Source organism: Gammaproteobacteria bacterium, assembly GCA_013214945.1.
GTDB lineage: Bacteria > Pseudomonadota > Gammaproteobacteria > Enterobacterales > Psychrobiaceae > Psychrobium.
This window is the reverse complement of sequence record JABSRT010000016.1, coordinates 22,618-48,107: the sequence shown is the minus strand read 5'-3', so window position 1 is coordinate 48,107 and position 25,490 is coordinate 22,618. Positions and strand designations below refer to the sequence as shown.

Sequence of the window (25,490 nt, the reverse complement as noted above, 5' to 3'; positions counted from 1 at the left end):
AACTTAAGTAAGGTAAGCAATGAAATATCTTTTAGGATTATGGCTACTGGCTTTATCCACCACAACTACAGCTCAAACTTTTGCGCATAAATTAGCGGAGGCGGCGTTACAGCGCACCCAATCTGTGGTGACATACGATGGCAGCTATTATGCGATTGCTTATCCTAATGGTGACATTCCTAAACAGCTTGGGGTATGTACCGATGTTATTATCCGCGCCTATCGTGCTTTGGACATTGACCTGCAACAGCTTGTCCATCAGGACATTAAACAAAACTTCAACCAGTACCCGTCCAACAGAATTTGGGGGCTAACCCGCCCTGACACCAATATTGATCACCGACGGGTCCCTAATTTACGGGCTTTTTTTAAACGCCACGGTAAGGTATTAACCACAGAGCAAGACCCTGAACAGTATCAACTTGGTGACATTGTTACTTGGCGACTAGACAATAATTTACCGCACATTGGCATTATTGCCACAGCGGCAACGCTCAATAGTTTACCCTTAGTGGTTCATAATATTGGGGCGGGACCACAACTTGAAGACATGCTGTTCGACTATAAAATTACCGTTACCATTAAAAAGGCGCTGTTTTAAACAGCGCCTTTTATTCAGCGTTCATAGCAACAACTTAAACGATTACAATCCAGTGTGGTACTGAGTATTAGTTGATTCAGGTACCATAATATTTACCGCAGATTCAACCGTTGTATTACCTGACAATAATTGTTCGAACTGAGCAATTAACGCAACTTTATCAGGCGATTGCTTATCTCCAGCACCAATGTTGGTTAAATCAATCATAAAGCCGTCGAATAAATCGCTCAAATCATTAATGATTTCCATATTCAAAAACTGATCTTGATTATAAATTGCTGGGTAACCGGCCTTTTGCTTGTCAATCGCAAACGACACCCCTTTAAGGTTGGTGATGCTGGTCGATTTATCGCACGACAACATACAGCCATTATCAATCCGTGGTTTTTCACAGCCAACACTTTGCTGGAAGAAACACTGACGACTGGTCATCAATAAGATCGGGTGATAAATACTATAAAGCATTTTAAAGTTAGCCGGGCGGGCGATATTTTTAATCTGCGGACGGTTAATTTCATTAGAAATAAAGGCGCCGCTACAATTAAACTCTTCTTTTAACGCCATTAATGCATACGAGTTGGTCGTATTCAAAAACGGACCAGCTACCCACTCAATGCCTAATTCATAAGCTTTATAAGCGATGCCGGTATTATTAGTGACGATTTGTTTTGGACGAACCTGCTCTAAAATATTAACCGCGACATCATAATCTTTGCCAATTAAAACGGCTGGGAACCACGGAATTAAACGTGGGTTGTCATTAAGAAGATCAATGTACTTGGTGCAATCGCGTTTGTATGCGTCGGGCAATTTAAAGTAAATATCAGCATCGGTTGTGTCGCCAAGTGCCGCGTCAGCTAAATCACTAATTAAGATCGACAGTTTTGGCTGGCTCTTATTTTCGACATTTGAATTTGGCACGACTTTTGGCAACTCTATCGCTGGTAATAATGCTTTTGAGTTATTGAGTGCCAAAGCGATATCATTTTTCAAGTTTGTGAGTTCTTTATATGGGATCACAAGTCCGCTACCCAGCTGCTCAAGGTTCTGTTCAACTAAATTAAAACCAGCATTATTTAACACTTTAAAACGCTGCTCAACAATTGCAGCATCAATACCCGCGCTGTCACTAGCAACAAGTGGGCTAGTAGAAGTAACGTTAAAGCTGCTTGGCTCGTTATCATCTTCTTGCGTGGTAACAGTGATGGTTAACGGCTGACCTTGCTGCCCGATAAAACTAAGGTTTAACGCTATTTTATCAATGTTTAGGTATTTTATTTTGTCGTCGACTGTCGCATTGATTTCATTTTTATCGTCGTAATACGCCCGGCTTGGATCTTCTATTTGCACCACAGATATTTGCTGCGCTTTATCAAGCGCATGCTTTTTTGAATTATCACGTGGGTTATCAATAAACATCGATTGATTAAGATCACCGCGTAAAAAACCATTCGAGAAATCACGATTAAACACTTTATATAAGCGTTCACCATCGTCTACTAACTCACCAGTTTCTAAGATACCATCGATTTGTTTACGGAAACTATCGACCACGGTATGAACATAACTAGAACCTTTAATGCGCCCTTCAATCTTAAATGAGTCAACACCCGCTTCAATCAGCGCAGGCAAATCGAAAAAGGCCGAATTATCTTTAATATTAAGCGGGAAATTATTGCCCGACGGCGTTGTTTCATATTCTTCGCGACATGCCTGACTACAACGACCACGATTGCCCGAGTTACCAACACTGGCCGAGGTTGAATAACACAACCCTGAGAATGCAATACACAACGAACCATGTACAAACACTTCGGTCAGGGTATCGTTTTGATGCGCAACGGTGTTAATCGCGGTAATTTCGCGTAAATTCAACTCACGCGATAAGTTAACCCGCGATGCACCAAGCTTTCTCAAAAATGGAATTTGACCAATGTTATGCGTCGTCATCTGAGTTGAAGCATGGATATCTAAGGTCGGAAAATGCTTTTTAAGAATATAAAACATCCCGATATCTTGCACGATAACGCCGTCGAGCGTGGTATTAGCCAAGCGGCTAAGTAACTTAGACAAGGTCTTAAATTCGCGCTCTAAAATAACAATGTTTAAGGTCAAAAATATCTGACATTCATATTGGTGAGCCAGCCGAATAACCCCAACAAGCTCGTCGAACGAAATATTAGCCGCACGATTACGGGCGTTAAAGGTATCTAGGCCACAATACACCGCATCGGCGCCAGCAATAATGGCCGCTTTAATCGCGTCAACACTGCCACCAGGGGCTAATAGTTCAATTTTTTGAGTCATTGGTACAACTTGTTATCAGTAAATTTTAAAGGGGGGATTTTACCCGTATATTTGCCTAATGAATATCGCTAAAATAGATAAAAGTCATCCCTTTGCTATTAATAAGAAAAACGGTGAGTAAAATCATGATATTACCGATACTTTATTCGTTAAGAAATTGCCCCTACGCCATGCGCGCACGCATTGCTATTTATAAATCGCAGCAACCTGTGATCTTGCGCGACATAGTACTGAGCAATAAACCCCAAGCCATGCTCGAGGCATCCCCAAAAGGTACGGTGCCAGTCTTAGTCTTGCCATTGGATCCGACAACGGGCTCAGCACAGGAAGTAATTGAAGAGAGTGCCGACATTATGTGGTGGTCTTTAACCAAAAATGATCCGGATAATTTGCTACTGCGCGCCGATGATAATGCGACATCGCAGATACGTCAGCTGATGGCTATTTTTGATCAAGAGTTTAAGGGGAAACTAGAACAATACCGCTGCGCGAAGCGCTACAAAGAGCCCAATGTTATTGAGCATCGCCAACGCTGTGAAGTACATATTCAAGATTTAGAACAACGTTTAAGCCGCCATCAGTTTTTGCTCGCAGATCAAGAAAGTTTGGCCGACATTGCTATTTTACCCTTTATTCGCCAGTTTGCCCGGGTTGAACGCCAGTGGTATTTACAAGCCCCCTACCCTCACTTACGCCAGTGGCTTAATAACTACTTGCAAAGCAAAATGTTTTCTAAGGTGATGACCAAACACCCGCTGTGGTTAGACAGCCAAGCAACGGTACTTTTTGGTCAGGATTAAAGTAGCCGGCCAATAAGTTATCACGAGGGCTATTTAGCGCTAGACTTATTATATAAAAGACGGCAAGATCTAAACTTAAGCAAGTTGATGCAACCTGCTTTCACTTCGTATAACCCCAATAATATGGTTTGGGGGTCTCTACCAGGAACCATAAACTCCTGATTACGAAGAGTTTAGTGCTGTAGTACTTTTCTCTTTGTAAAAATTTCATCTTCAATAGAAAAGTGCTAAGTAAATATAATAATTTATTAAGAGCTTAGCCATGAAAAAATTTATTAGTGCCTTACCCAAAGTAGAACTTCACCTTCATATCGAAGGGACATTAGAACCTGAGTTACTGTTGCAGCTTGCACAGCGCAACAATATCGCGATCCCGTTTAACTCGATTGCCGAAGTTAAGCAGGCATACAACTTTCACAATCTGCAGTCATTTCTAGATATTTATTATCAAGGTGCTAACGTTTTAATTCACGAACAAGACTTCTATGATCTCACTTGGGCCTATTTATTACGCTGCCAAACTGACAATGTGATGCATACCGAAATATTTTTTGACCCACAAACCCATACCGAACGCGGCATTAGCTTTGATACTGTTGTTAAAGGCATAACACGTGCGCTTGGCCAAGCAGAACAAGAACTTGGGATCACCAGCAAGCTTATTATGTGTTTTTTGCGTCATTTAGATGAAGAAGCTGCTTTTAAAACCTTAGCACAAGCCATCCCTTATAAAGACCAGATTATTGGCGTCGGTTTAGATTCGAGTGAAGTGGGCAACCCAGCAGGTAAGTTTGAGCGTGTATTTAAACAAGCACTCAACCATGGATTTTTAACGGTCGCGCATGCTGGTGAAGAAGGCTCAGCCAGTAACATTTATGAGGCGTTAGAGTTATTGAAAATTTCTCGTATCGACCATGGCGTTCGCTGTGTTGACGATCCCAAATTGGTCGAGCAACTCGCTCAATCGCGTATGCCATTAACCGTTTGTCCGCTATCTAACCTCAAACTAAAAGTGTTTGAACAAATGGAACAGCACAATATCGTTACGCTGTTAAATAAAGGGCTGTGTGTAACGATTAACTCGGACGATCCCTCGTATTTTGGCGGTTACATGACCGATAACTTCTTGGCCGTGGCTAACGCCCACCCAATGACCAAAGCCGAAATAGCCCAGTTCACTTTTAATGCGATTGAAGCAAGTTTTATCACAAGCTGTGAAAAAGAACGACTCAATACGGCAACCCAAAGCTACTTAGCGTTGCATTCAAAAACTTAGTAAAATGACTTTAAGTAAGTAAACAACCAATAAAAAGGCCAATCAATAGATTGGCCTTGATTTTACTCACATCCTACTGATAGTGATTAGAATTAAAACTCCACCAGCATATTTACTAGACTTTAAAGCTACCAACATTAGCGCTAAGGCGCTTATATAATTCAAGAATTTTATTTGAGTGGCTATCAATTGTTTCAGAGATATCTTCAATAATATCAGTTTGCTCTTTCATTCCCTGCAAGTTTTGGATTAGCATTCCAGAGACTGATGATTGCTCTTGGGTTGCCTGAGACGTTTGTTCGGCCATTTCTTTGACACCTTCAAATGAAGCGGTCAACGCATCAAAAATACTAACGACGCCTTGAAAGTTTTTGGTCGTAGTATCAACATGGTTACGGCTTGCCATAATTGAGCTTGATGATGCCTGCACATTACCTTTTAGTTCGTCAATCATCGCTTCAATCTCATTGGTGCTGTCTTGAGTTTTAGTCGCCAGCATCCGAACTTCATCGGCAACAACAGCAAAACCTCGGCCTTGTTCACCTGCCCTTGCCGCTTCAATCGCCGCATTAAGTGCTAACAAATTCGTTTGATCGGCAATTTTTCGAATAACTTCCAGTACCGATGAAATAGCCGCCGAACTTTTTTCCAGCTCCTCTGAGCGAACCAGTGTTTCTTCAATTCCACTGGCTAAATTGACGATTTGTGAATTAGATGATTTAACCGCGTCAATGCCCTGTTGGGTTTGATCACCAGACTTATTCGCCTCTTGCGCAGTAATTATTGCAGACTCTGCCATTTGCTTATTTGACACACTCATTTCATTGGCTGCATCCACAATTTGATCAGAGGCATCAGCCAACGCATTGGTAATACTTTTAGCTTTAGCTGAGACATCGCGCAGTGACGCTGTCATGCCCCCCAAGTCATTTGACTGTGCTTGAACACTGCCGATAATCGCCCGTAGCTGCTCAACAAATGAATCAAACTGATTAGCCAAAGCGCCCAACTCATCTTTTGCTTGAGAGTTTATACGCAAGGTTAAGTCGCCATCGCCTTCGGCTATTTCTTTAATTCGCCGAGTTAACGCTTCGACATCTTTCGCGATAGCGGTTGTTACAAACAAGCCAAAAGCGAGTGCCGCGATAAAAACGATCGCAATCACGATAATAGAAAGGTTTCTAAATTCGGCTAAATTTTCATTCATTAACTTTTCGCTGTCACGGGCATGTTGACGAACAACTTCTCCCGCCATATCCAACTGGTTTCGTACGGCTTTAAAAGCTTGATCTGTTGACGTTTCCCCTTGCTGAGCCTGAGACTGAGAATTTTCTACGTAACTCGCAATGAAAACTTCACTTTGTTGATACCATTGGTTAAATAACAGATCAAAGTTAGCATAAGGTTTAATCAGCTCAGGTAAATCCGAGAGGAAATTTCTGAAGGAATTAAATCGCTGTAACACTTGTTTAGCATTTTCGTGAAAATCTAATTTGTTTTTAGCAACATCATCATTATTAATCAGTTTCTGTAGTGCTAACCTTGCTTGATAAAAATCTCGGTCAGCATTTAAAACTTCGGTTATTGCTTCAACATAGCGTTCTAAGTCTTTAATAGAAGACTTATCTACTTCTATCTGGCCTAGGTGCTGACGTAATTTATCGCCGGCATCATCTAGAATGTTTCGAATTTCACTAAATTGTGCATCGATATGTTTAAGCTCGTCGCTTAACAAAATAACGGTATGCGGTGCAACAAAGAGCTGTTGATTTGAACTGAGCCAAGATTGATGTAACTGGTCAAATGATTCAAATTGGGCCAGTAATTGTGGCTGATCGGCTAGGGAATCTCTAAATAATGCGAAACGATCTTTGACTTGTTGGGCATTTTCTAAGAATACTTTTTTATTATCTAAAGCAGTCCCGTGTCCACTCAATGATTTTTCCTGAGCCAACCGTGCCTGATAAATATCTCTATCGGCATTAAGTACCTCTGATATTGCCTCAAAATAACTGTCAATTTGCTCTTTCATGGCATGTTTTTGCGCACTTTCTGAATAGGCGAGCAGCACAAAAATCCCAATTAAAACTAACGCTAAAGACACTAGCGGCAATAGCATTTTGACCCGAATAGAATGAATATTCATTTTATACCTCGTTAATATAAGATTACGAGTAGCCTATTCTTAATGAGAAACTTATTGCCAGACATCAGGTTTAAACAAAATAGTTATATTCACATAAAACAGAGAAAGCTAATCCTTTGACTTTCTGCAGCAACATCAACGACTAATGCCTGCCACTAGCTAGACTTATCTTCAGTCCAACTCTTTTTCTTGTTGGGGCCGGTATCAGTTGTAACATGCTGACACTATTAATCCTTTGCCCTGCCGCTCAAGTTAAAGGAGTTAAGTCTAGTGGTCAACAAAAATTGTACTATTAAGACTCAATATCATTCAACTAACTAAATAGCTTAATGGATAGATAAATTACTCCCCCAAAGGACTGACCAGTTATTTATTGGATATTTTCGATCACAATAGCCATTCTTTCAGCTCGCTAGCGCCCACATAATACGCCCAAGGTATAATAAATACCGCGCTGCCTAAGCAAGCCCAAGACACAAGAACTAACCAACCATCACCGATTAATGCTGACACCAGCCCAGCAAACTTATAACGGCTATATCCAATGACCATAAAAATATACGCCACAATGAAGATGACTCTCTCATTAATTTATATGTCATTAACTACCCTCTGCCATTGATCTATCTTTGAGCGATACTTTATTATTTTTTCCCAGCTTATAGTGCTTTTTAAGCCAAAGATAAAACCCTGAATACAACACAATAATTGCCGCGAGATCAAACAGTGCCCAAATTATTTTTAACGGTAGCCCGCCATAATCGCCAAAATGTAACGGCACAGATAAAAACATCGCATTCATGTACCACGGCGTTTCTTCGATGTTAGTAACACGCCCCGTTTTGGCATCAACCATCGCTAGCTGAAGTAAACGCTCCGTTAACGGCGTATTGCCTCGCAATGCGACGGTGTAATGATGGGGCGTGGCATAGGGGCTGCCCAGCCATGAAATAAACGAAATATCAGCATTTGGCACCTGTGCTAATACGGATGCTAGCACCACGTCAGATGACACATAATCGAGCAACGGCGTCGCGTCTTTATAAGGAGCTGCTATTTTTTCCAGTTGATCATGTTTCCAAAGAGCACTAAGGGGCGTCACAATACCGACTATTTATGAGTACAAGCCACTTAATAGCAGCCGTGCGTTCTTCTCATACCGTGGCAAACCCGAGTTTTTAGACCATAAGCGGGATACAACCCCTAAAAATACTTAACCATCCGACGAATGGAACACGCGAAAATGTTATTGCAATCGTCAAATTCTGTGACCAATACCGCATGGCTGTTGGTTATGCTAACCCGGCCAAATTTTCTGCCGCCTTTCGCCGCTGGGATTGGCACAACACCATCATTGTGGAAGCAAGGTTGCCATAACTAGCAGCCCTGTAACAGGGAATTACCCGCCAATTGCAACTGCATCAATAACCAGAATACCGGATAAATAAAAGTATCAATGTTTGCGGCTACCCTCATTAATAAGAAGAGATTAGCTGTCAACCTAGCCAGGTGCACAATTGCAGAGTACACTGCGCGTAAACATCCAAGTAGCTGCTCAGGCTATGCGGATTGTGGTAATTTTTATAAGGTAATACTACAAATGTCAGATAGATTCCAAGTAAGTGAGGCACACAGCCTATTACTTTTTCTTAATACCAAGCTACAGGGCTGGTCTAAAAAGAAAATAAAACAGCGACTACAACATGGCTACGTCATCGTCAATGGCGAGTCTGTCGTTAAACACGATCATCAGCTTAATGCCGGAGACAGTGTTGAGGTACTTGGACAGGGCAAGAGTATTGTCGCCAGTAAAAACCCGCAGGCGAGCCATAAATTAGACATTATATTTAGTGATCGTGATCTTATTGTGATCAATAAACCCGCGGGTTTATTGTCCGTTGCGACGGCCAAAGAAAATAAATTACATGCCTTGGCAATTTTGAGAAATCAATTATCTACAGCGAAACAACCCGTAAAATTATGGCCAGTTCATCGACTTGATCGGGATACCTCTGGTGTATTAATGTTTGCGACCTCAATTGAGATGCGCGAAGCCGTTAATGCCAACTGGACCGAGGCCGAAAAAGTTTATTTAGCCGTGGTTGATGGCGCACCTAAACCAGACAGTGGCACGATCGATCAACCGCTAAGAATAGATGCAAAACAATACAAGATGCACATTGGTGCTCATCCCGACGCGAAGAAGGCCATTACCCATTATCGTACCCTACGTACCGTTAATAAGCGTTCTTTATTGGAAGTAAAACTAGAGACTGGCCGACAACATCAAATTCGAGCTCATTTGTCTTGGTTAGGTTATCCCGTGGTCGGTGACCCACGTTATGGAACTAACGGCCCCCGCATGGGACTTCATGCATTACGCCTATCTGTTACCCATCCAATAACGGGTCAGCGATTAAATTTTGAAGCGCCACAACCCAACGACTTAATCACATTATTAAGATAGTTCTGGGTCCGTAGTTGGCACGGCAAGAGCGTTTAAAATAAAACGCCGATATTAGTCAATATATCGGTGCATGTGTAGTAAACCGTACTTTTAGTCGACTAAAAATTGAGCGCATACGCATGTGTTCACCGCGAGTTTACGTAATATGTATCGATATCTACATTGTAATACGCTGCCTTGCTCCTTGTTGTCGTTGGTCAGTATATTGATTAATTAAAACAAATAGAGTCAGGGTAGTTTTTACAATCAAAAGTATAAAGCTGGTGCAGATCTTCTGCAAATGACGCTTTGTTCTTGATATCTTCCGGTAGCGTAATGCCCCACCGTTTAAGTTGTACCCGGCTAAAAATATACTCTCCCTTGCTATAAGTTACCGGGTAAATATCCTTAGGACTTACCCCATCTTCCAGAATTGATTTTACAATTTCAGCAGCGGCTTCACCGATGCCGTACCCTGAGATAACCCAGCCCCCTGCTGATAATTGAGGTCCGATAGAGTCTTCATAAAAGTTAAACATCGGCAATGGCGAATTTTTTGCCATCCATCGAATAACACCCGGTTCAGGTTCAACGTAAACGCCATTTTCATCAAATAATAAATAACGAGAATCGAACAAGATAGCGTCATAACCGGCAGGTTTGGCGCCAATTACCGCCTTTTTCCATTTTGTCCAGTCGCTTGTAACTGTTAACTCAATGGTTACATTACCAACCTTAGTGGTGGTATTACCTTTAAAAATGTTACTTATATTAGTCACACTCGCGCCAACTTGTTCAGCATCATTTAAAAATAACACCCTATCAGCGCCTTCAGGCAATAGATTAATGATGTGTCGTAACGCCCGCTCATATAAAGGCCGCTCAATAACCCCAGTAATATTAGCTGGCATGATGCCGCCAATTAACTTACGCGGATTATTATTAATACCTAAATAAACAACGGGTACCTTATTGGCGAATTGTAAGCCCATTGCGGCAAGTGCTGCGTCATCACCAAGCACGACTAAGCTCGGTTTTAGTGATTGATATAGACCCCAAGCATGATTGATATGTTCTTGTAATACTTCAGGAGTTGCTCGCATTGCGTCAAGATCGTAACGCACCAAATTATAGTTTCTAGCAAGCTGGTCGTGCAAAGCCTTATGCCACAGCCGGTCCCAAAGAATGTCATGCCAGCTGTGAATTACTAGAATTGTTGGTTTATTTTCATTGACTTGACTAACTGCATTTAAGGAACACAAAGACAGTGAAATTAAAATAATTGTTCGCAGGGTCACTAATAATAATTCGCGGTACATAGCTAAAGCCTTCTTTGTTATAGGCCAATTAAGTTTAGTATAGAAACGCCCCGACTGGTGCACATTAGTAGTAATTTTTTATTAATACTCTTACTTCAATAATGAACTATTATTAGTAACCCCAAGTTACACAGAACGTGATGGGAGCATAGAAACAGTGTTTTTTCGTAAGAGCGATAAACTCTCCATGCGATTGTTGTTTTGGATTCTTTTTCTCAGTTCCATATTTACTGTATTTGCAACGATGATCCAAATATATACTGATTATCGCGACTCACGACAATCTCTAGAAATATACTTAGATCAAGTACAAGAGAGTGTTTTACCCTCGGTTGCAGTCGCAATGTGGAAATTAGACAAAGAAGTAATGCACAGTATTCTTAATGGTGTATTGACCCAACGAGATACTATTTATGTTGAGGTTGCAGACACCTATGCCAACTCTGTTATTGAATTAGGTCAAACAAGTGAGGAGAACGCATTTACCCGCCTTTATCCAATTAAGTTTACTGATGATGGCAATCGTCAAATAATTATTGGTCAATTAAAAATTGTTGTTACTCTCACCGAGATATATCGACAGCTTATGGGTAAAGCGTTAATAATTCTCATCACCCAAGGCGTAAAAACCTTCCTGATGTCTATTTGCATTCTAATGCTGATCGATTTATTAGTGATCCGCCATTTGAATAGCTTAGCGGGTTGGGCATATAACGTAAAATTAGAAAATCCAGCTAGGTTGTTAATTTTAAAGCGACGTAAGTCGACGATCAAAGATGTTTTAGACCGAGTAACTAGTGCCATTAATACCATGCAGCAAAATTTACTTAAAGCACTGGCCAAACGAAAGCAGGCAGAACGATTAATTCACTCAATTGTCGAAAACTCACCGTCGTTAATTTATTCAAAAGATACCAATGGTAATTACACCTTAGTTAATCAGGAATTTCTCACCACCCACAACTTAGAATACGAACAAGTATTAGGGCACAATGATGCAGAGCTCTTTTCAGCATCACTGGCAACGACCTATCAAAAATATGACCTAGAGGTAATCGAACAAGCCAAACCCGTCACTTTCGAGCAAGAAATGGAGAAAAATGATCACCTTGAATATTATTTATCGGTTAAATTTCCTATTTATGATGACAATGGCTCGCTGGTCGAAACTGGGGGAATTTCAACAAACATTACTGACCGCATCAAAAAAGAACAACAAATTCTAGAGCTAAATGAAAACTTAGAACATAAAGTACAGCAAAGAACCCAAGAACTAGAAGTGTCACTATTAAATTTACAAGAAGCTCAAAGCAAATTGGTCGAATCAGAAAAGATGTCAGCTTTGGGCAGTTTAGTTGCTGGTATTTCTCACGAAATTAATACGCCCTTAGGTATTGCAGTAACAGCTTCTTCACATTTGTCAGGGATCATCAAAAAATTTGATCAAGAGTATCAAAGCAACCAGCTAAAAAGATCTTCATTGGAAGAGCTTATTACCAACGTTCAGGATTCCTGTGTCATATTAATGAGAAACTTGGAACGAGCTGATGAGTTAATTCATAATTTTAAACAGATTGCTGTCGACCAAAGTAATGAACAAATACGTAGCTTTGAACTCAATATTTATCTCGATAAGTTAATTCATAGCTTAAAGCCACAGCTAAACCTAAACAATCATACAATCGTTGTTCAGTCCGATCACCAAATCAACTTAATCAGTGATCCCGGAGCCATTTCTCAAATTTTAACCAACCTAATCATGAACTCAATCAAACATGGTTTTAAAGCAATGAATAATGGCCAAATCACCATCATTATTACCTTAATAAAAGAAACCGTATCTATCGATTATCAAGACAATGGCTTGGGCTTAGATGCAAAGCAACGAGAAAAAGTATTTGAACCATTTTATACGACCGCACGCGCGACAGGTGGGTCAGGCTTAGGCATGTCGATTAGTTACAATATAGTCACGGTTAAACTAGCGGGTGAAATTAACTGCATTGAATCATCAAAGGGTGCACATTTTAAAATTACTTTTCCGGCGACGCTTAGCGGCTGAAATTATTCAATAGTATCAAGGCTGTATTTTACACAACGTATTGTATGAAATGTAACTTAAGGGATGGCCGTCAGGAAGATGGTGTAAGGATTATGCGTTAGTGCTATGGCGCAAGGGTTATGACATTAGTACTAACGTGCAAGAATAATAGTGCAAAGATAGTGGTGCAGGAGCAGTCAAGTTGTTCATTCTAGTATTGCCAATAGACTGGTGAATCAACAACTGCGGCCCCTTTACTCTTCACATCCTTAGTCGGACGCGCGGTTTATACTTGGTAAACCCAGGCTAAAAAGCACTTTGAATCTCTTTGGTTGGTAAACTCGATAAACTTTGCACCGTTTTGATCGGTAACAACAACATTATTTTTGTTTACAGAAATAGATGTAACAGGTGATTTAATTGAATAAACAGTACCGTTGTAGGTATAAGACATAATAAAACTCTTTTAATTTGCGCTAAGACGCATAAATAGGAAAAGCAGAATTATTGTTTGAAAACTTTTAGATATTTATAGATATCAACTTAAGACGAGAACGCATCTCGATAACTCAGACAACAATTGTAGCTTAAAAATTTGAGTGATGGCTGACTGTGAAAGGGAAAGACATAACACGGATTACCTTAATAGATAATCGGTTAAATAAACGAGAGGAGAATAATTAACGGCGCAACTATATAATCCGTAGCCCAATAAGTAAACTGTTTATTTAATAACATGTGACCGCCGTCTTGTTTTTGTCTCGAGGATCAAATGCAATATTGGGTAAAACATAAGTTTGAGCAGTAACAAGCAATCACTAGCTAAATAGACCAATTATCTTTACTGTGGACTAATGAAAAATTATTTTACACAATCAATCAAAAGCTTAGTTTGCCTCATCATAGCCTGCACCGCTAGTTTCAATAGCCAAGCACGTTCGTGGCAGAGCAGCGATTATATCAAGAAAAGTTTCTACGAAGTGAGTCTTGGCAGCGAATATGGCGATCACGTTAATAACGGACTAAGAAAATGGCAGCAACCGTTACGGATATATGTCGAGCATCAAGTGCCAGACAAAGCCCTGCACCAAAAATTACTCTCGGCACAAATCTCCCATTTAGCGGCAATAACTCAGTTAGATATTCAACTGACCAACAACAAAGCACAAGCTAATGTGCACTATTACTTTACTAATCAGGCGAAAATAAAGCCATTGGTTGCTAAAAATCTTGGGGCAAAGGCAGCAGAGCATTTGTATAGCAGTGTCTGCATTGCCAGTATTAAGACCAATAACAAAAACCACATAATATTCGCCTATGTTTTCATTCCGGTTGATTTAGCGCGTTTTCACGGTAAGTTGATCTCTTGCATTGTTGAGGAAATCACTCAAGCACTTGGCTTAGTACGAGACTCTGACTTGGTGTTCCCCTCTATCTTCAATGATCGCAGTAACAACGCCTTACTGACCGGGCTCGATGAAATTTTATTACGGCTGCTAAGCGAAGATTCACTCAAAGCAGGAATGACCAAAAAGCAGCTTGATCCCTTGCTTAACGCCATTCTTAAACGATATCACGCGACCGGGTTGATCAAGTCTGCGCAGCAGCGGGTAATAAAAGGAAAACTCTATCAAATGTTAGGTTATCGGCGTGCTAAGTGAACTAGCGCTAAAACATTCTTGTTAATGTCGCATCCTTACTAACAAAATGAGCCTTTAATGCCCCTGCAATATGCAAGGCTAAGGCGACTAATAATATCGGCATCAAATTAGCATGAACCAAACTCGTTACTTGCGATAATGACTCACTTATCACCACTGACTTTCCAGTGACTAAATCGACAGTTTTAGCCAGTAACTCAACACCAAAAACATACAGCCCTCGCCCTTGCGACGCTGACATTATGGCACCAGAAAGTGGAAACAAAATTGTCGATATCAGCAATGTCCAATGTACTACCTTACTAATAAATACTTGTATTTTGCCGTGTTGAGTTAATGGTTTTGGCCAACCGTGATTTATACGTAAAACGACTCGGAACGCCGCCAAAGCCAAGATTAATACTCCAATAGATTTATGAATACCGTACAAATAAAAGGCCTGGTTCTCTGCCATAAAAACACCCATGGCCATCATGCCAACAATACCCATTGCGACCATAATATGGAGCAAGCGAGATATTTTAGGAAGTTTTTCATTGTTTGTGTTCATGGTGCAGGCCTTATGAGTAATTAAGGCTCACAGATTACGCCATGCTAGGTTAAATAAGGGTTAAGCGGTTACTGCCGCATTTCAACAAGCTGCAAAGGTGATACTCCTTGGGATATAATCGCTAGGTCATCCTGTGTGAGTCTAACCTGCTCTCCGGGTCCATTAAGGGTATAAATACTACCGGTGCGAGTATAAACTTCGCGCTCGTCGGCTCTTATCTCTAATAATCTAGACGTGCATACAAAATCACCAGGCTCAAATCGACCTTGTTGATCGTTAATGATAATGCCCCACAGCACTTTACCCATGCTTTGTTCAAAAGATTGATCTTGGTAAACATCAACAATGTACCAGTTATTAATTTCTGTAATCATGATTTATCCTACCAACGGAGCAAAAAACAACAAAAGCCGTCATTAGTTTGTGCCCTCTAAATCATATGCAAGACTATGAACTCATTCATTAAATCAATGGATTGGCATTAATCGCTTATTGTCGCGTCGAGTCAATATAGACGTTTTAGGCCATTTCCGTAATATATGCCGATAACTCGATGATAATGCACGTGCCGTGAATTAATCGTAGAAGTTAGTCGCTTTTTACAATAAAAAAATCAGATATTGTGTTATTAATACTACATTAAACTGAACAACTATTCCGCAGGAGAAGCAAATGCTGAATATACGTAATAAAATTTTATCCGCACTGTTAATTACCGCACTACTGCCCGTTATTATCATTGTATCTTTAACGTCCAATAATATTATTGAACAAACAAAACAAGACTTTATTCAAGCAAGTGATTTAGATATATCAATCATTGACCAATCATTTACCAACTTTTTTAATACCTTAAGTTATAACGTATCCTTTATTGCTGATACCCCAGTGGTTCGCGCAACTAAACAAGGAGAAATCAGTACTTATTTCGCCGAAGGTAAAAAGCCAGCAATGGTGGCCAAAGCTAACGGGGGCCGAGAGCTAGAAATTTTCGAACTCTTTAGTGCCATTGGCAATAATAATCCCGCTTTAGGTTATGTGTACTTAGGAAATAAAGATGGCCAATACCTTGAATGGCCTGGTACCGGTAATTATGAAAAATGGGATCCTCGACTACGCCCTTGGTACACCGTTGCTCAGGCTGCTAATTTCGAAGTAGCAAGGATCGATGGTTATTACTGGGAACCTGACGACGCTGTTTATGTTTCGGTCATAAAAAGCTTCAAGAATGAGCAAAATGAGTTTGAAGGTGTCGTGGCTATTGACGTATCGGTTAAAGCATTAACGGAAATGGTGCAAAAGATTAAGATTGGTGAAACTGGCTTTATTATGATTATCGAAGGCAACGGTAACATTTTAGTTGATGCACATGAGCCTAAGAATAACTTCAAATCGCTCCAGAAACTTCCAGCACCTTATTTTAAGACCATCGACAGCACTGATTCAGGCATTCTGGAATTGGAGATTGACGGCGTTAGTTACATGGCCAATGTGTATGAATCAGATACTCTAGGTTGGAAGTTTGTTAGCTTTAAACAAACCGATGAAATTTTTTCGAGTACCAATCACTTAATTTGGTTAACTGCCGTGGTCAGTATTGTATTAATAGCACTGGTCATTTTTATAGGACTGTTATTTTCAAAGAATATTGTTGACCCAATCAATGAAGTTAAAGATGAACTAAAAACGCTAGCCGAAGGTGAAGGCGATTTAACCACCCGTCTTAACGTCAAAAGCAACGACGAAACGAGTCAACTAGCCCAATGGTTTAATCAGTTTATCCAGCGCACTCAACAAATGATCCAAGAAATAAAAACCAATGCCAATGAGATTTATCAAGTGTCGACCGACACCAGCACCAGCGCGGTAAAAGTCTCGCAGTGCTCTAATCAGCAAATAAGTGAGATTGAGCAAGTTGTTGCCGCCGTGACTCAAATGGCAGCATCTGCGAATCAAATCGCAAACAGCTGCGCTGAAACGGCGAACGTATCAGAGCAAGGACTTCATGCTGCTCAAACCGGCAGAGATGTTATTAATCAAAATATTGTAGGCGTTAAGCAATTAGGAAAGAGTATCGAACACTCGAAAAGCGTAATTGCCGATCTAGAATTAGAAACCGATAATATCAATAAAATATTGCTTACTATCCAAGCAATTGCAGAGCAAACGAATTTATTAGCACTAAATGCCGCCATTGAAGCTGCCAGAGCTGGTGAGCAAGGACGTGGCTTTGCTGTCGTCGCCGATGAAGTTCGAAACTTGGCAAAACGAACCCAAGACTCCACTTCAGAAATAAATCAAATTTTAACTATATTGATCGAACGTACCAAAGCAGTTTCAGAGAATATGACAATAAGTCAGTCGCAATCTGTTGATGTCATCAACTCGTCAGAAAAGGTCAGTATTGCCTTTAATGACATTGATGTCGCAGTAGAGAAAATTAGAGACATGACCAGTCAAATTACCCGTGCCGCAGAAGAACAACATCAGGTGACCGAAGAGATAAATATTAATATTGTATCTATCTCGGATCAAGCATCAATGATGTCGCAGCTCTCTCAAGACGTTGAAAATTATGCCAAGCAACAAACTCAACTAAGCCAAACGCTATCAGGCTCAGTAGCAAGTTTCCGCACTGAAAAATAGATTAGCCAATAATTTATTAAAATAGCCAAAAAGATAAAGCTCCCACCGGAGCTTTATCTTTATGCGGACAAAATTAATTATAGATGGTGCGAGTCATAACGCTATTACTGGTAACAATACCCAAAGAGCCAAGAAATGATGATTGTGGCTAAAAATAAAAGACCAACCAATAACCGATGCCTGTCCTGCTTATTTTAGGGAAATGTGCCTTTTCGATTAAGCGGATTTAAATAAACCTTTAAAATATCTTTTACCTCAGGTGCCGATATATTCTTTTTGTTTACTAATATAGCCTTAACCGTCACTTGGGCTTCAACATCCTTTCCTTGCATAATTTGATAAAGATTAAGCACCCCTAGATAACCCATTTGAAAAGGATCTTGCGCGATAAACCCGTGTAATTCGTTAGCCATTAACGATTGTATAATAACGCTATGAGCATCGAATCCAATATGAACAATTGTTCCTGATTTGTTTAACCTTTTAAGAGCAGTTATGACCGCTACGGTAGTAAGCTCGTTTGACGTAAAAATTCCGTCAATGTCATCAGCATCTTTTAATATGTCTAGCGCCCTCTGCCGAGCAATCCCTATCCCGCTCCCTAGATACTCGTCAATGATCACTTCAATGCCCGATGCTTGAACTTCTTTAATGAAAGCTTCTTCTCGAATGCTCGTCGTGACAACACCTTTTTTTAACCCCAGTACTGCGACTTTCCCTTTACCGCTCAAAACATTGACCATCTCTTTACCAGCAAGCACTCCAGCCTCAGCATTATTGGTTTTAATAACGCTAACTCGGTCTCCCCCGATATCTCGATCTATATAAACGGTAGGAATACCCCGAGCTTTTAACTTGGCGACATCGGATAAGCGCGCAACACTATTTGGTGCAAGCACTACTCCTTGGCACATTTTTTTATTAATGACGAGATCGAGAATATAACGCTGCCCTTTTGAGTCGGTTTCATCAACAGCACCACGCGCATAAATAGTAAGACCTAATTCAGTGGCCGCTTTTTTTGAACCCCGAATAACGGCTTGCCAGTATTGCTGACCACCACCAGCAGTCACCACACCAATGCACCGAGCCGATGCGGTTAATGGTACATAAAGAAATAATATGAGTAATATTATTGTTACTTTATATCGTTTGATCTTCATAAATTAATTATAGGCTTTGTTTCCTAATTAAGTGCGTCATCAAGTAACTTAATTTAAAGAACGACGACTTAAGTGGCACAATGGGTTTAACCACCACTCTAAGACATCCTTGTTAAAGCCTCACGCTCATATTAAGCCATCTCACCACAAAGCTAACCTCGAATAAAATCAATAGCTTACTTGTAAGTGCCCCTTCTTTTTTGTTCGTTCTTGACCCCGTTTATTGATCATTGGATAATGCTGCTTTAAATTCCACAGGTTATATCAATGCTTAGATTTTTTCGTGTCGTTAGTATGCTCGAAGGCTGTTCTTATTTAGCAATACTGAGTGTTACGCTTGGCTTTATAAGCCGCGACTTTGTGTCTCAACTGGGCATGTTGCACGGCGTATTATTCATGCTCTACATCTTGTTGTTTTCGGGGGTATCGCGCCAACAAAAATGGTCGTTAGTCACCCATTTATCTTTATTCGCCGCCTCAATTGTACCTTTCGCTTTTATTGCAGTGGAGTTTTTCTTGAGTCGACAACTGGTATCACAAAAGCCAACTAGCGTATAATCTGGCAATTATTTATAGTTGGCTAGTGGCTTAGATTATTATGGCAAGAACAGCAGCAGCGTTACATATTTTAGTTAAACACAAAGAGCAAGCCGAGGACATTTTAGCCAAACTTAAAAAGGGCGCTAAATTTCAAACCCTTGCTAAAAAACACTCCAGCTGCCCGTCGGGTAAAAATGGAGGAAGCTTAGGCGAATTCAAAAAAGGAAGCATGGTTCCCGCTTTTGATAAAGCATGCTTTACCGGAGAAATTTCCACCCCAATGCTAGTCAAAACTAAACATGGCTGGCATGTGATTAAAGTGCTTTATAGAACATAGACTCAAATATTCACAAGCTTGATCAACAGAACTTCTAGCTAAAAGCTTTAGCTAGAAACTGTATTACTCACAATTTTGTGGTTGAATTGGCCAGACACGACTGCTTTTTGACCCGCAGCCATAAGCTGTATTGGTTAGAACAATGCTTAGCGTGAACTGAGAACATTTGCGCATTCATGCGGCAGGTCGGTAAGTATTAATTCTCTTCTGGGGCGTCCGGCTGGTTTTGGTGGACCCGGGTTCAGAATGTCATTCACCCAACTCTGCGCAACGGCACAGCCATCACCGGGTGGTGGTGGCGCTTGATTGACACAGCCACGCACCCCACTAGGGCAAGACAGACGCACGTGAAAATGGTAATGATGTCCGTACCATGGCCGAATTTTTCGCAGCCAACGGCGATCCCCTTTTTCATCTTTACACATCTGTACTTTAGCCCCAGGAAAGACAAAAATTCGCGCAACCTCTCGATCATTAGCTGCGGCGCGTATAATGGCGTGATGTTCCGGCGTCCATTTGTTGTTCACAAATGCCCCGCCATCACGGCGCATAGAGATAGAACTGATATTCTCGCGTTGACTCTTCGACAGGCTTAGCTCCGTTGGCGGCAGCATCCAAATATCAACGTCAAGCCCCACCTGATGAGATCGATGACCCGATAACATCGGCCCACCACGGGGTTGCGACATGTCACCAATATACAAACCATTCCAGCCAATGCGTTTAGCGTCGCGCGAGAGGCGTTGCACAAAATCAACCGTGCGCGGATGGGCCCAGTTGCGATTACGTGACAAACGCATTGCCTGCCAAGTACGACCCGTTTCAGCAAGCTGTTCGCCACCCGCAAGGCAGCCTTTCGCATAAGAGCCATAAGGGCGAGCACGTTGATGTGATCCGTCACTCTGAGCGCCAAAAAAATCTTTGGCTGGCTGGTTATGTGCATGGGCAGGCAGTGCCATGACCACAGTAAGTAAAGTAAAAAAAAGACCTAGCTTCATAAAATGTCCTTATTATACGCCCGTAACCATTAGTAAACGGTCACCCTAGAGCGTTCCTATCCTAATCGGCCAAATCTGAAATCGTCAAATCTTGCCCTAGCTTGTATGTCTATGATCTCTGAGATAACTCACCTTTGACGGGCTGAGTGACAGCGCGTCAACCAGGTAAACGCAAAGATTAATTCCCTGACTTTCACACGCCACGATAGCTTTGGATGGTGATCTCCTCATTATTAATGGAGCTCAGTTGGTCGCACTTAGTTTTTATTAGTCTTCTTTCTGAATGAGAGTTATATCATCAATCCCCAGATTAAGACGCTCGTTATTATATAACCTGAGTTCTGGATAAATGTTTTGTAACACTATGAAAATAAACTAATACAAACAAAGTTAATTCCCAGTGACGAAATTTTAGTGGATATCACGAGTTCTCTGCTCCAAGCAGAACTCAAGTACCTACATCCTTGTAGGCAAGGCGTTTTAACGAATCAATAGCTGGCTATTGGGAGTAAAAACAACGCTGATAGCGGCTAAAAGAGCGTTATTGGGTAAAATCTCTTATCCGGTACTCAGGTTATATATCCATAACCAACTTGTTGCTCTACCTTGTAATTGTTTAATATTTTCATAGATTCATTGTGCCACTTCAACCATGACAGAATAAAAATAGTTAAGGGCTATAAATTCTAGGATCACATAAAACGAGCACAATACAGAGGGGTAATAGAGGTACATATACCTGACCGAATCAAAGTACTAATCAAAGTACTAATAGCATTGGCTCTGTTCACCTTAAATGTAGCTAGCTTCACAACTAATTGAAAGTGTTGGTGTTTGATAAAGCAAGCTTGAGCAGCATGGATGCTGGTCTAGAGCCTCCACGGATGGATTTACGGCGACTTGCTGTTCAAATGGCAACACTTTAGTACAACATAGCCAATAGCATTAAATTATCTATTGAGTGATTGTTAATGAGTACTATATGATTTAATTATTTTTTCAATAGAAAATTTATGGATTACTTACCTTTAATATTTGTCGCGCTAGTAGCCATTGAACATATTTATATCTTAGTGCTAGAAATGTTTGTTTGGACCAAACCACGCGCATTAAAAGTTTTTGGGCTGTCTAAAGCAGATGCCCAAACATCAAAAACCTTAGCTGCAAATCTAGGGCTATATAATGGGTTTCTATCTGCAGGCTTAATATGGGGGTTAGCCCACCCAAATCATGCTATTGGCCAGCAAGTACAAATATTTTTCTTACTGTGTGTATTAGTGGCTGCAATTTATGGCGGCGTTACAGCTAAGCGCTCTATTCTCATTGTTCAAGGACTACCGGCCTTCATCGCTTTATCTTTAGTCGTGTTAATTTAAACTAACGACATGAATATCGCCTGCCGATAACAGCAATCGTGATGTCCATTAGCGCAGCGGCATAAGCTTTGTTTTCAGCCCGCCCGTTCTATTCCTCACTATACTGCTTTGATGATGAGGGGAGCTCAGCAGTTTTACATCCAACAACGCCAAAACGTTCAATGAACTCTGCTGCGGCCATTGCTTTGCCACTGTAGTGTCCCTGAATCAAGTCACATTCCTGGTTTATAAGGTATTGCAGCTGTGCTTCATTTTCGACTCCCTCTGCCAGAATTTGAAGTCCCAATGAGTGTCCCATTTGAATGATTGCTGTAGTGATGGCTTTATTGTCGCTATCTTTTTCAATGTCCACGATAAAACTGCGATCAATCTTTATTTTTTGAATGGGGAAACGCTTAAGGTAACTCAGCGAAGAATAGCCAGTGCCAAAATCATCAATCGACAGCGTAAAACCTGCTTGATACAAGGCTTGCATTGTAACAATGGCTTCGTCGATATCAAACATCATTGCGCCTTCCGTAATCTCTAGTTCAATATAACGACTAGGTACATTATATAGCTCAAGAATTGTCAGCGTTTGCACAAGAAAGTCTTTTCTTCGAAATTGCACCGGAGAAATATTAATGGCTATTCTAATGGGCGGTATTCCTGCGTCGATAAAAATTTTTATCTGGCGGCAGGCCTGCGATAACACCCAGTCTCCTAGCTCATTAATGAGTCCACTTTGCTCGGCAATCGGGATAAACTGAGCCGGTGGGATCATGTCTTCTCCGGGAGTATGCCACCTGATTAGTGCTTCGGCACCGACCAACTTATTATTATCAATTTTGAATTGTGGTTGGTAATATAGTTCAAAATTATCATCAATCAAAGATGAGGTTAAGTCAGCTAATATCTGTTTGTATCTTTGTAGTTTAGTATTCATTTCATTGACGAAAAAACGAGTAGTATTACGCCCACTCTCTTTAGCTTGATACATTGCAATATCAGCATTACGCAGCAAACCCTTGCTATCAGTCGCATCATCGGGATAGATAGTAATGCCAATACTAGTACTAATAGAGATACTTTTATTTTGAATAACCATTGGGGTATGGAGAAGCTCATTTAAGCGCTGCGCAAAGATTGCCGTATCATCAATACTTTCCACTTTGTTTATTATAAATGCAAACTCATCACCGCCAAAACGGGCAACTGTATCTGCATTTCGCTTTGTTGCTAATATTCTTAAGCCTACTATTTTCAGTAATTCATCTCCTATCTCATGACCTTGTGTATCGTTAATCAGTTTGAAGCCATCAAGATCCATAAAAAATACGGCAAATTTACTACGATTACGTTTCGCCTGTGCTATTGCTTGATGTAATCGGTCTTGAAATAACGCTCGGTTAGGTAAGTTGGTTAAAGAATCATGCAACGCCAGATGCTTAAATTGTTGCTCAACCTGCTTACGCTCCTTAATCTGTAATATCAGGTTTTTATTATTGCGGTCTAGTGCCTGAGTTGACTGATTGAAGTGATAGGCCAGCAAGCCAAACTCATCCTGACGACTATCATCTAGTAATTTAGGTTGAGCCTCAGTATTATCTGCAGCTGTCCGCTGTAATTGGTTGACCATCTGATACATAGGAGCGGTTAAACGTTGCCGAAAAAATATAAAACCCAAGATTGTGCTTATGCTTATTATTGTTACCATTAGTAACAATATCTGGTGTGCCATATCTTCTGCACCGCTTATAGCCAGACGCAGAGGAGTAACCACAATAATTTTCCACATCGTTTCCGGCATAAAGAAAAACGATACGATCACTGGCTCACCAAGCAACAGGTCCTGTTGATTGATCACAGAAATTAAGGTGTCCTGCGGATAGTTTATTTCTTTTTTCAATGCCAATAGGTTAGCTGAAATTAGCTGGGCTTCACTGCTCGATATTTGGTAGCTTTCCTGCGCAATCTTTTCTGCGATTTGCTGATTGTTTTCTTTAGCACTATTCATCTGAGACAAATTGAAGGCATTTAATATATCGGCAATCGGTTTGAAAATTTTATTTTTTTTCGCCAGTTCGGTTACCGTTATGTACTCTGCCGCCAGATTGTTATTGTCATTACGGCTAGTTTCTTTTGTTAATTTGTCGTCAGGGAAAGATAAAAATTTATTATTGCGGTCTACCGCATAGGCATAACCACCGAGTTTAGCGCTGCTGTCGTGCAAGTTTTTTTGTAATCGCTTTAATTTAATATCAACGGTAGCATTACCGGTAAACTTTTGCTGGTTAAACATTGCGACAGTACAGGTAACCATTGGTTCTAAAGTGTAAGGATCCATATAGGATTTTGACCAGATACAGTCTCCAGGGCTACTATATCGAGCAGGAACATACCATTCTTCGTTATGATAACCAGCACCGTTTGGGTCGTTATACTGGTCAAAATATTGTAGCTGACCAGCGCCATCCCTTCCCCAAAAAAAGCTGCGCCGTTCTATTGCTGGGGTAAATATTTCAGGCTCAGGCCAGATCCCACCACCAGCGATAAACTGATGATAACCTTCGGTATTTATAATTTTGGGGATAATATCTAGAAACAGGTCAGGATTTTTCGGCAAGTTTGCGCCGACCGTGGCCAAAGTACGGGTTAATGTTTCAGCAACGCTTACCTGACGGGACAATTCTGCGACTAAATGAGAGCCAGTCTCATTAATAAGTTCCTTGTTCTTATGAATAAGGTAATCTTTGGCTACAAAATCGACAACCCCGTATGTTGCAGTAATCAATACAACATAAATCATTGTCATACCAAGAAATAACCGGAACAGGATTGTATCCTGAAGCCTAATTGCTGAGCGGACTGAAGACATACCCCTCCCATGGAGATATCTTAAAAATAAACTACCGTTAATTATTAAGTAGTCATTTTTCCATTTTTAATTAGCTTAATTTTGGTAGGTCTACAATAACTTAGCTTAAAATTTATACGTACGCAACAGATATTCAGAAGAGAATAAGATGCAAACTCAGAGTGGCCTATAAATAAAGAAGACAGCCAAAGGGGGTAATGTTCTACTCTGATCAAGGAATGCATTACACCAGTAAGAAGTTCCATCAAACAATATAGCGCTTCCAAATGAAGCAGAGTATGAGCCGTCACGGAAAATGCTGGGATAGAGCGATTTTTTAGAAATATAAAAACAGAATAGGTACTAAAGTAGGCTATCAAAATTTTAACCAAGCAGATCATTCAATAACGAGTTATATCATGGGCTACGATAGCAAAATTTAGTTGA

The 25,490-nt window shown here is 40.6% G+C and carries 20 protein-coding genes and 1 riboswitch; of the genes, 10 read left to right on the top strand and 10 right to left on the bottom strand.

Translation table 11 applies throughout. The annotated features are described in order from the left end of the window. Positions 1–19: 19 nt before the first annotated feature. Positions 20–601 carry a DUF1287 domain-containing protein gene (locus HRU23_13120; GenBank protein NRA55079.1) on the top strand — a complete coding sequence of 194 codons (582 nt, stop codon included), beginning with the start codon at positions 20–22 and terminating at the stop codon, positions 599–601. A 42-nt stretch (positions 602–643) separates the two neighbouring features. Here HRU23_13120 and HRU23_13115 read toward each other — a convergent pair whose 3' ends face one another. Continuing rightward, positions 644–2,908 carry a U32 family peptidase gene (locus tag HRU23_13115; protein NRA55078.1) on the bottom strand — a complete coding sequence of 755 codons (2,265 nt, stop codon included), beginning with the start codon at positions 2,906–2,908 and terminating at the stop codon, positions 644–646. A 125-nt stretch (positions 2,909–3,033) separates the two neighbouring features. Here HRU23_13115 and HRU23_13110 point away from each other — a divergent pair, with 125 nt between their 5' ends. Continuing rightward, positions 3,034–3,708 (top strand): glutathione S-transferase, encoded by a 675-nt coding sequence (locus HRU23_13110; GenBank protein ID NRA55077.1) that lies wholly within the window; start codon positions 3,034–3,036, stop codon positions 3,706–3,708. Positions 3,709–3,793: 85 nt separating this feature from the next. Then, positions 3,794–3,893: riboswitch (purine riboswitch) on the top strand. A 77-nt stretch (positions 3,894–3,970) separates the two neighbouring features. Further along, positions 3,971–4,984, top strand: coding sequence for an adenosine deaminase (locus tag HRU23_13105; protein ID NRA55076.1), 1,014 nt, complete (start codon positions 3,971–3,973; stop codon positions 4,982–4,984). Positions 4,985–5,099: 115 nt separating this feature from the next. Here the strand turns inward: HRU23_13105 and HRU23_13100 are convergent, their stop codons facing one another. The 3 genes from HRU23_13100 to HRU23_13090 form a co-directional block, all read right to left on the bottom strand. Further along, positions 5,100–7,130: a methyl-accepting chemotaxis protein gene (locus tag HRU23_13100; GenBank protein ID NRA55075.1), complete on the bottom strand. Its 2,031-nt coding sequence runs from the start codon at positions 7,128–7,130 to the stop codon at positions 5,100–5,102. Positions 7,131–7,517: 387 nt separating this feature from the next. After that, the gene (locus HRU23_13095; GenBank protein NRA55074.1) at positions 7,518–7,697 is read right to left on the bottom strand and encodes a hypothetical protein; all 180 of its coding nucleotides are present in this window, start codon (positions 7,695–7,697) and stop codon (positions 7,518–7,520) included. A gap of 34 nt (positions 7,698–7,731) precedes the next feature. Beyond that, positions 7,732–8,232 (bottom strand): PepSY domain-containing protein, encoded by a 501-nt coding sequence (locus HRU23_13090; GenBank protein ID NRA55073.1) that lies wholly within the window; start codon positions 8,230–8,232, stop codon positions 7,732–7,734. Between the two features lie 498 nt (positions 8,233–8,730). Here HRU23_13090 and HRU23_13085 point away from each other — a divergent pair, with 498 nt between their 5' ends. Then, on the top strand, positions 8,731–9,597 hold the full coding sequence (locus tag HRU23_13085) for an RluA family pseudouridine synthase (protein ID NRA55072.1): 867 nt from the start codon (positions 8,731–8,733) through the stop codon (positions 9,595–9,597). A gap of 209 nt (positions 9,598–9,806) precedes the next feature. Here HRU23_13085 and HRU23_13080 read toward each other — a convergent pair whose 3' ends face one another. After that, positions 9,807–10,895 (bottom strand): hypothetical protein, encoded by a 1,089-nt coding sequence (locus tag HRU23_13080; GenBank protein ID NRA55071.1) that lies wholly within the window; start codon positions 10,893–10,895, stop codon positions 9,807–9,809. 244 nt (positions 10,896–11,139) lie between these two features. Here HRU23_13080 and HRU23_13075 point away from each other — a divergent pair, with 244 nt between their 5' ends. After that, a complete protein-coding gene (locus HRU23_13075; protein NRA55070.1) occupies positions 11,140–12,957 on the top strand; it encodes a PAS domain-containing protein in 1,818 nt (605 codons plus the stop codon). An 833-nt stretch (positions 12,958–13,790) separates the two neighbouring features. Next, on the top strand, positions 13,791–14,597 hold the full coding sequence (locus HRU23_13070; protein NRA55069.1) for a DUF2927 domain-containing protein: 807 nt from the start codon (positions 13,791–13,793) through the stop codon (positions 14,595–14,597). Positions 14,598–14,604: 7 nt separating this feature from the next. On the opposite strand, the gene HRU23_13065 is transcribed toward HRU23_13070, so the two are convergent. Further along, positions 14,605–15,147, bottom strand: coding sequence for a cytochrome b (locus HRU23_13065; protein ID NRA55068.1), 543 nt, complete (start codon positions 15,145–15,147; stop codon positions 14,605–14,607). A 68-nt stretch (positions 15,148–15,215) separates the two neighbouring features. Beyond that, positions 15,216–15,521, bottom strand: coding sequence for a hypothetical protein (locus HRU23_13060; protein ID NRA55067.1), 306 nt, complete (start codon positions 15,519–15,521; stop codon positions 15,216–15,218). Between the two features lie 301 nt (positions 15,522–15,822). On the opposite strand from HRU23_13060, the gene HRU23_13055 reads away from it, so the two are divergent. Further along, positions 15,823–17,793: a methyl-accepting chemotaxis protein gene (locus HRU23_13055; GenBank protein NRA55066.1), complete on the top strand. Its 1,971-nt coding sequence runs from the start codon at positions 15,823–15,825 to the stop codon at positions 17,791–17,793. Positions 17,794–17,987: 194 nt separating this feature from the next. Here HRU23_13055 and HRU23_13050 read toward each other — a convergent pair whose 3' ends face one another. Further along, positions 17,988–18,866, bottom strand: coding sequence for a substrate-binding domain-containing protein (locus tag HRU23_13050; protein ID NRA55065.1), 879 nt, complete (start codon positions 18,864–18,866; stop codon positions 17,988–17,990). 357 nt (positions 18,867–19,223) lie between these two features. Here HRU23_13050 and HRU23_13045 point away from each other — a divergent pair, with 357 nt between their 5' ends. Beyond that, positions 19,224–19,514, top strand: a complete 291-nt coding sequence (locus tag HRU23_13045) for a DUF3817 domain-containing protein (GenBank protein ID NRA55064.1) — start codon at positions 19,224–19,226, stop codon at positions 19,512–19,514. Positions 19,515–19,554: 40 nt separating this feature from the next. After that, the gene (locus HRU23_13040; GenBank protein ID NRA55063.1) at positions 19,555–19,833 is read left to right on the top strand and encodes a peptidylprolyl isomerase; all 279 of its coding nucleotides are present in this window, start codon (positions 19,555–19,557) and stop codon (positions 19,831–19,833) included. A 146-nt stretch (positions 19,834–19,979) separates the two neighbouring features. On the opposite strand, the gene mepA is transcribed toward HRU23_13040, so the two are convergent. Then, positions 19,980–20,831 carry a penicillin-insensitive murein endopeptidase gene (gene mepA / locus HRU23_13035; GenBank protein ID NRA55062.1) on the bottom strand — a complete coding sequence of 284 codons (852 nt, stop codon included), beginning with the start codon at positions 20,829–20,831 and terminating at the stop codon, positions 19,980–19,982. 1,013 nt (positions 20,832–21,844) lie between these two features. Here mepA and HRU23_13030 point away from each other — a divergent pair. Continuing rightward, positions 21,845–22,207 carry a DUF1304 domain-containing protein gene (locus tag HRU23_13030; protein NRA55061.1) on the top strand — a complete coding sequence of 121 codons (363 nt, stop codon included), beginning with the start codon at positions 21,845–21,847 and terminating at the stop codon, positions 22,205–22,207. Positions 22,208–22,295: 88 nt separating this feature from the next. Here HRU23_13030 and HRU23_13025 read toward each other — a convergent pair whose 3' ends face one another. Beyond that, the gene (locus HRU23_13025) at positions 22,296–25,064 is read right to left on the bottom strand and encodes an EAL domain-containing protein (protein NRA55060.1); all 2,769 of its coding nucleotides are present in this window, start codon (positions 25,062–25,064) and stop codon (positions 22,296–22,298) included. Positions 25,065–25,490 lie beyond the last annotated feature (426 nt).

Excerpts from the sequence above, each read along its gene's own strand:
- HRU23_13045 (NRA55064.1), top strand. The coding sequence starts at position 19,224 with ATGCTTAGATTTTTTCGTGTCGTTAGTATGCTCGAAGGCTGTTCTTAT.
- HRU23_13065 (NRA55068.1), bottom strand. The coding sequence starts at position 15,147 with ATGAACACAAACAATGAAAAACTTCCTAAAATATCTCGCTTGCTCCAT.
- HRU23_13085 (NRA55072.1), top strand. The coding sequence starts at position 8,731 with ATGTCAGATAGATTCCAAGTAAGTGAGGCACACAGCCTATTACTTTTT.
- HRU23_13030 (NRA55061.1), top strand. The coding sequence starts at position 21,845 with ATGGATTACTTACCTTTAATATTTGTCGCGCTAGTAGCCATTGAACAT.
- HRU23_13070 (NRA55069.1), top strand. The coding sequence starts at position 13,791 with ATGAAAAATTATTTTACACAATCAATCAAAAGCTTAGTTTGCCTCATC.
- HRU23_13120 (NRA55079.1), top strand. The coding sequence starts at position 20 with ATGAAATATCTTTTAGGATTATGGCTACTGGCTTTATCCACCACAACT.
- HRU23_13040 (NRA55063.1), top strand. The coding sequence starts at position 19,555 with ATGGCAAGAACAGCAGCAGCGTTACATATTTTAGTTAAACACAAAGAG.
- HRU23_13115 (NRA55078.1), bottom strand. The coding sequence starts at position 2,908 with ATGACTCAAAAAATTGAACTATTAGCCCCTGGTGGCAGTGTTGACGCG.
- HRU23_13110 (NRA55077.1), top strand. The coding sequence starts at position 3,034 with ATGATATTACCGATACTTTATTCGTTAAGAAATTGCCCCTACGCCATG.
- HRU23_13025 (NRA55060.1), bottom strand. The coding sequence starts at position 25,064 with ATGTCTTCAGTCCGCTCAGCAATTAGGCTTCAGGATACAATCCTGTTC.
- HRU23_13080 (NRA55071.1), bottom strand. The coding sequence starts at position 10,895 with ATGTACCGCGAATTATTATTAGTGACCCTGCGAACAATTATTTTAATT.
- HRU23_13100 (NRA55075.1), bottom strand. The coding sequence starts at position 7,130 with ATGAATATTCATTCTATTCGGGTCAAAATGCTATTGCCGCTAGTGTCT.
- mepA (NRA55062.1), bottom strand. The coding sequence starts at position 20,831 with ATGAAGCTAGGTCTTTTTTTTACTTTACTTACTGTGGTCATGGCACTG.
- HRU23_13060 (NRA55067.1), bottom strand. The coding sequence starts at position 15,521 with ATGATTACAGAAATTAATAACTGGTACATTGTTGATGTTTACCAAGAT.
- HRU23_13105 (NRA55076.1), top strand. The coding sequence starts at position 3,971 with ATGAAAAAATTTATTAGTGCCTTACCCAAAGTAGAACTTCACCTTCAT.
- HRU23_13075 (NRA55070.1), top strand. The coding sequence starts at position 11,140 with ATGATCCAAATATATACTGATTATCGCGACTCACGACAATCTCTAGAA.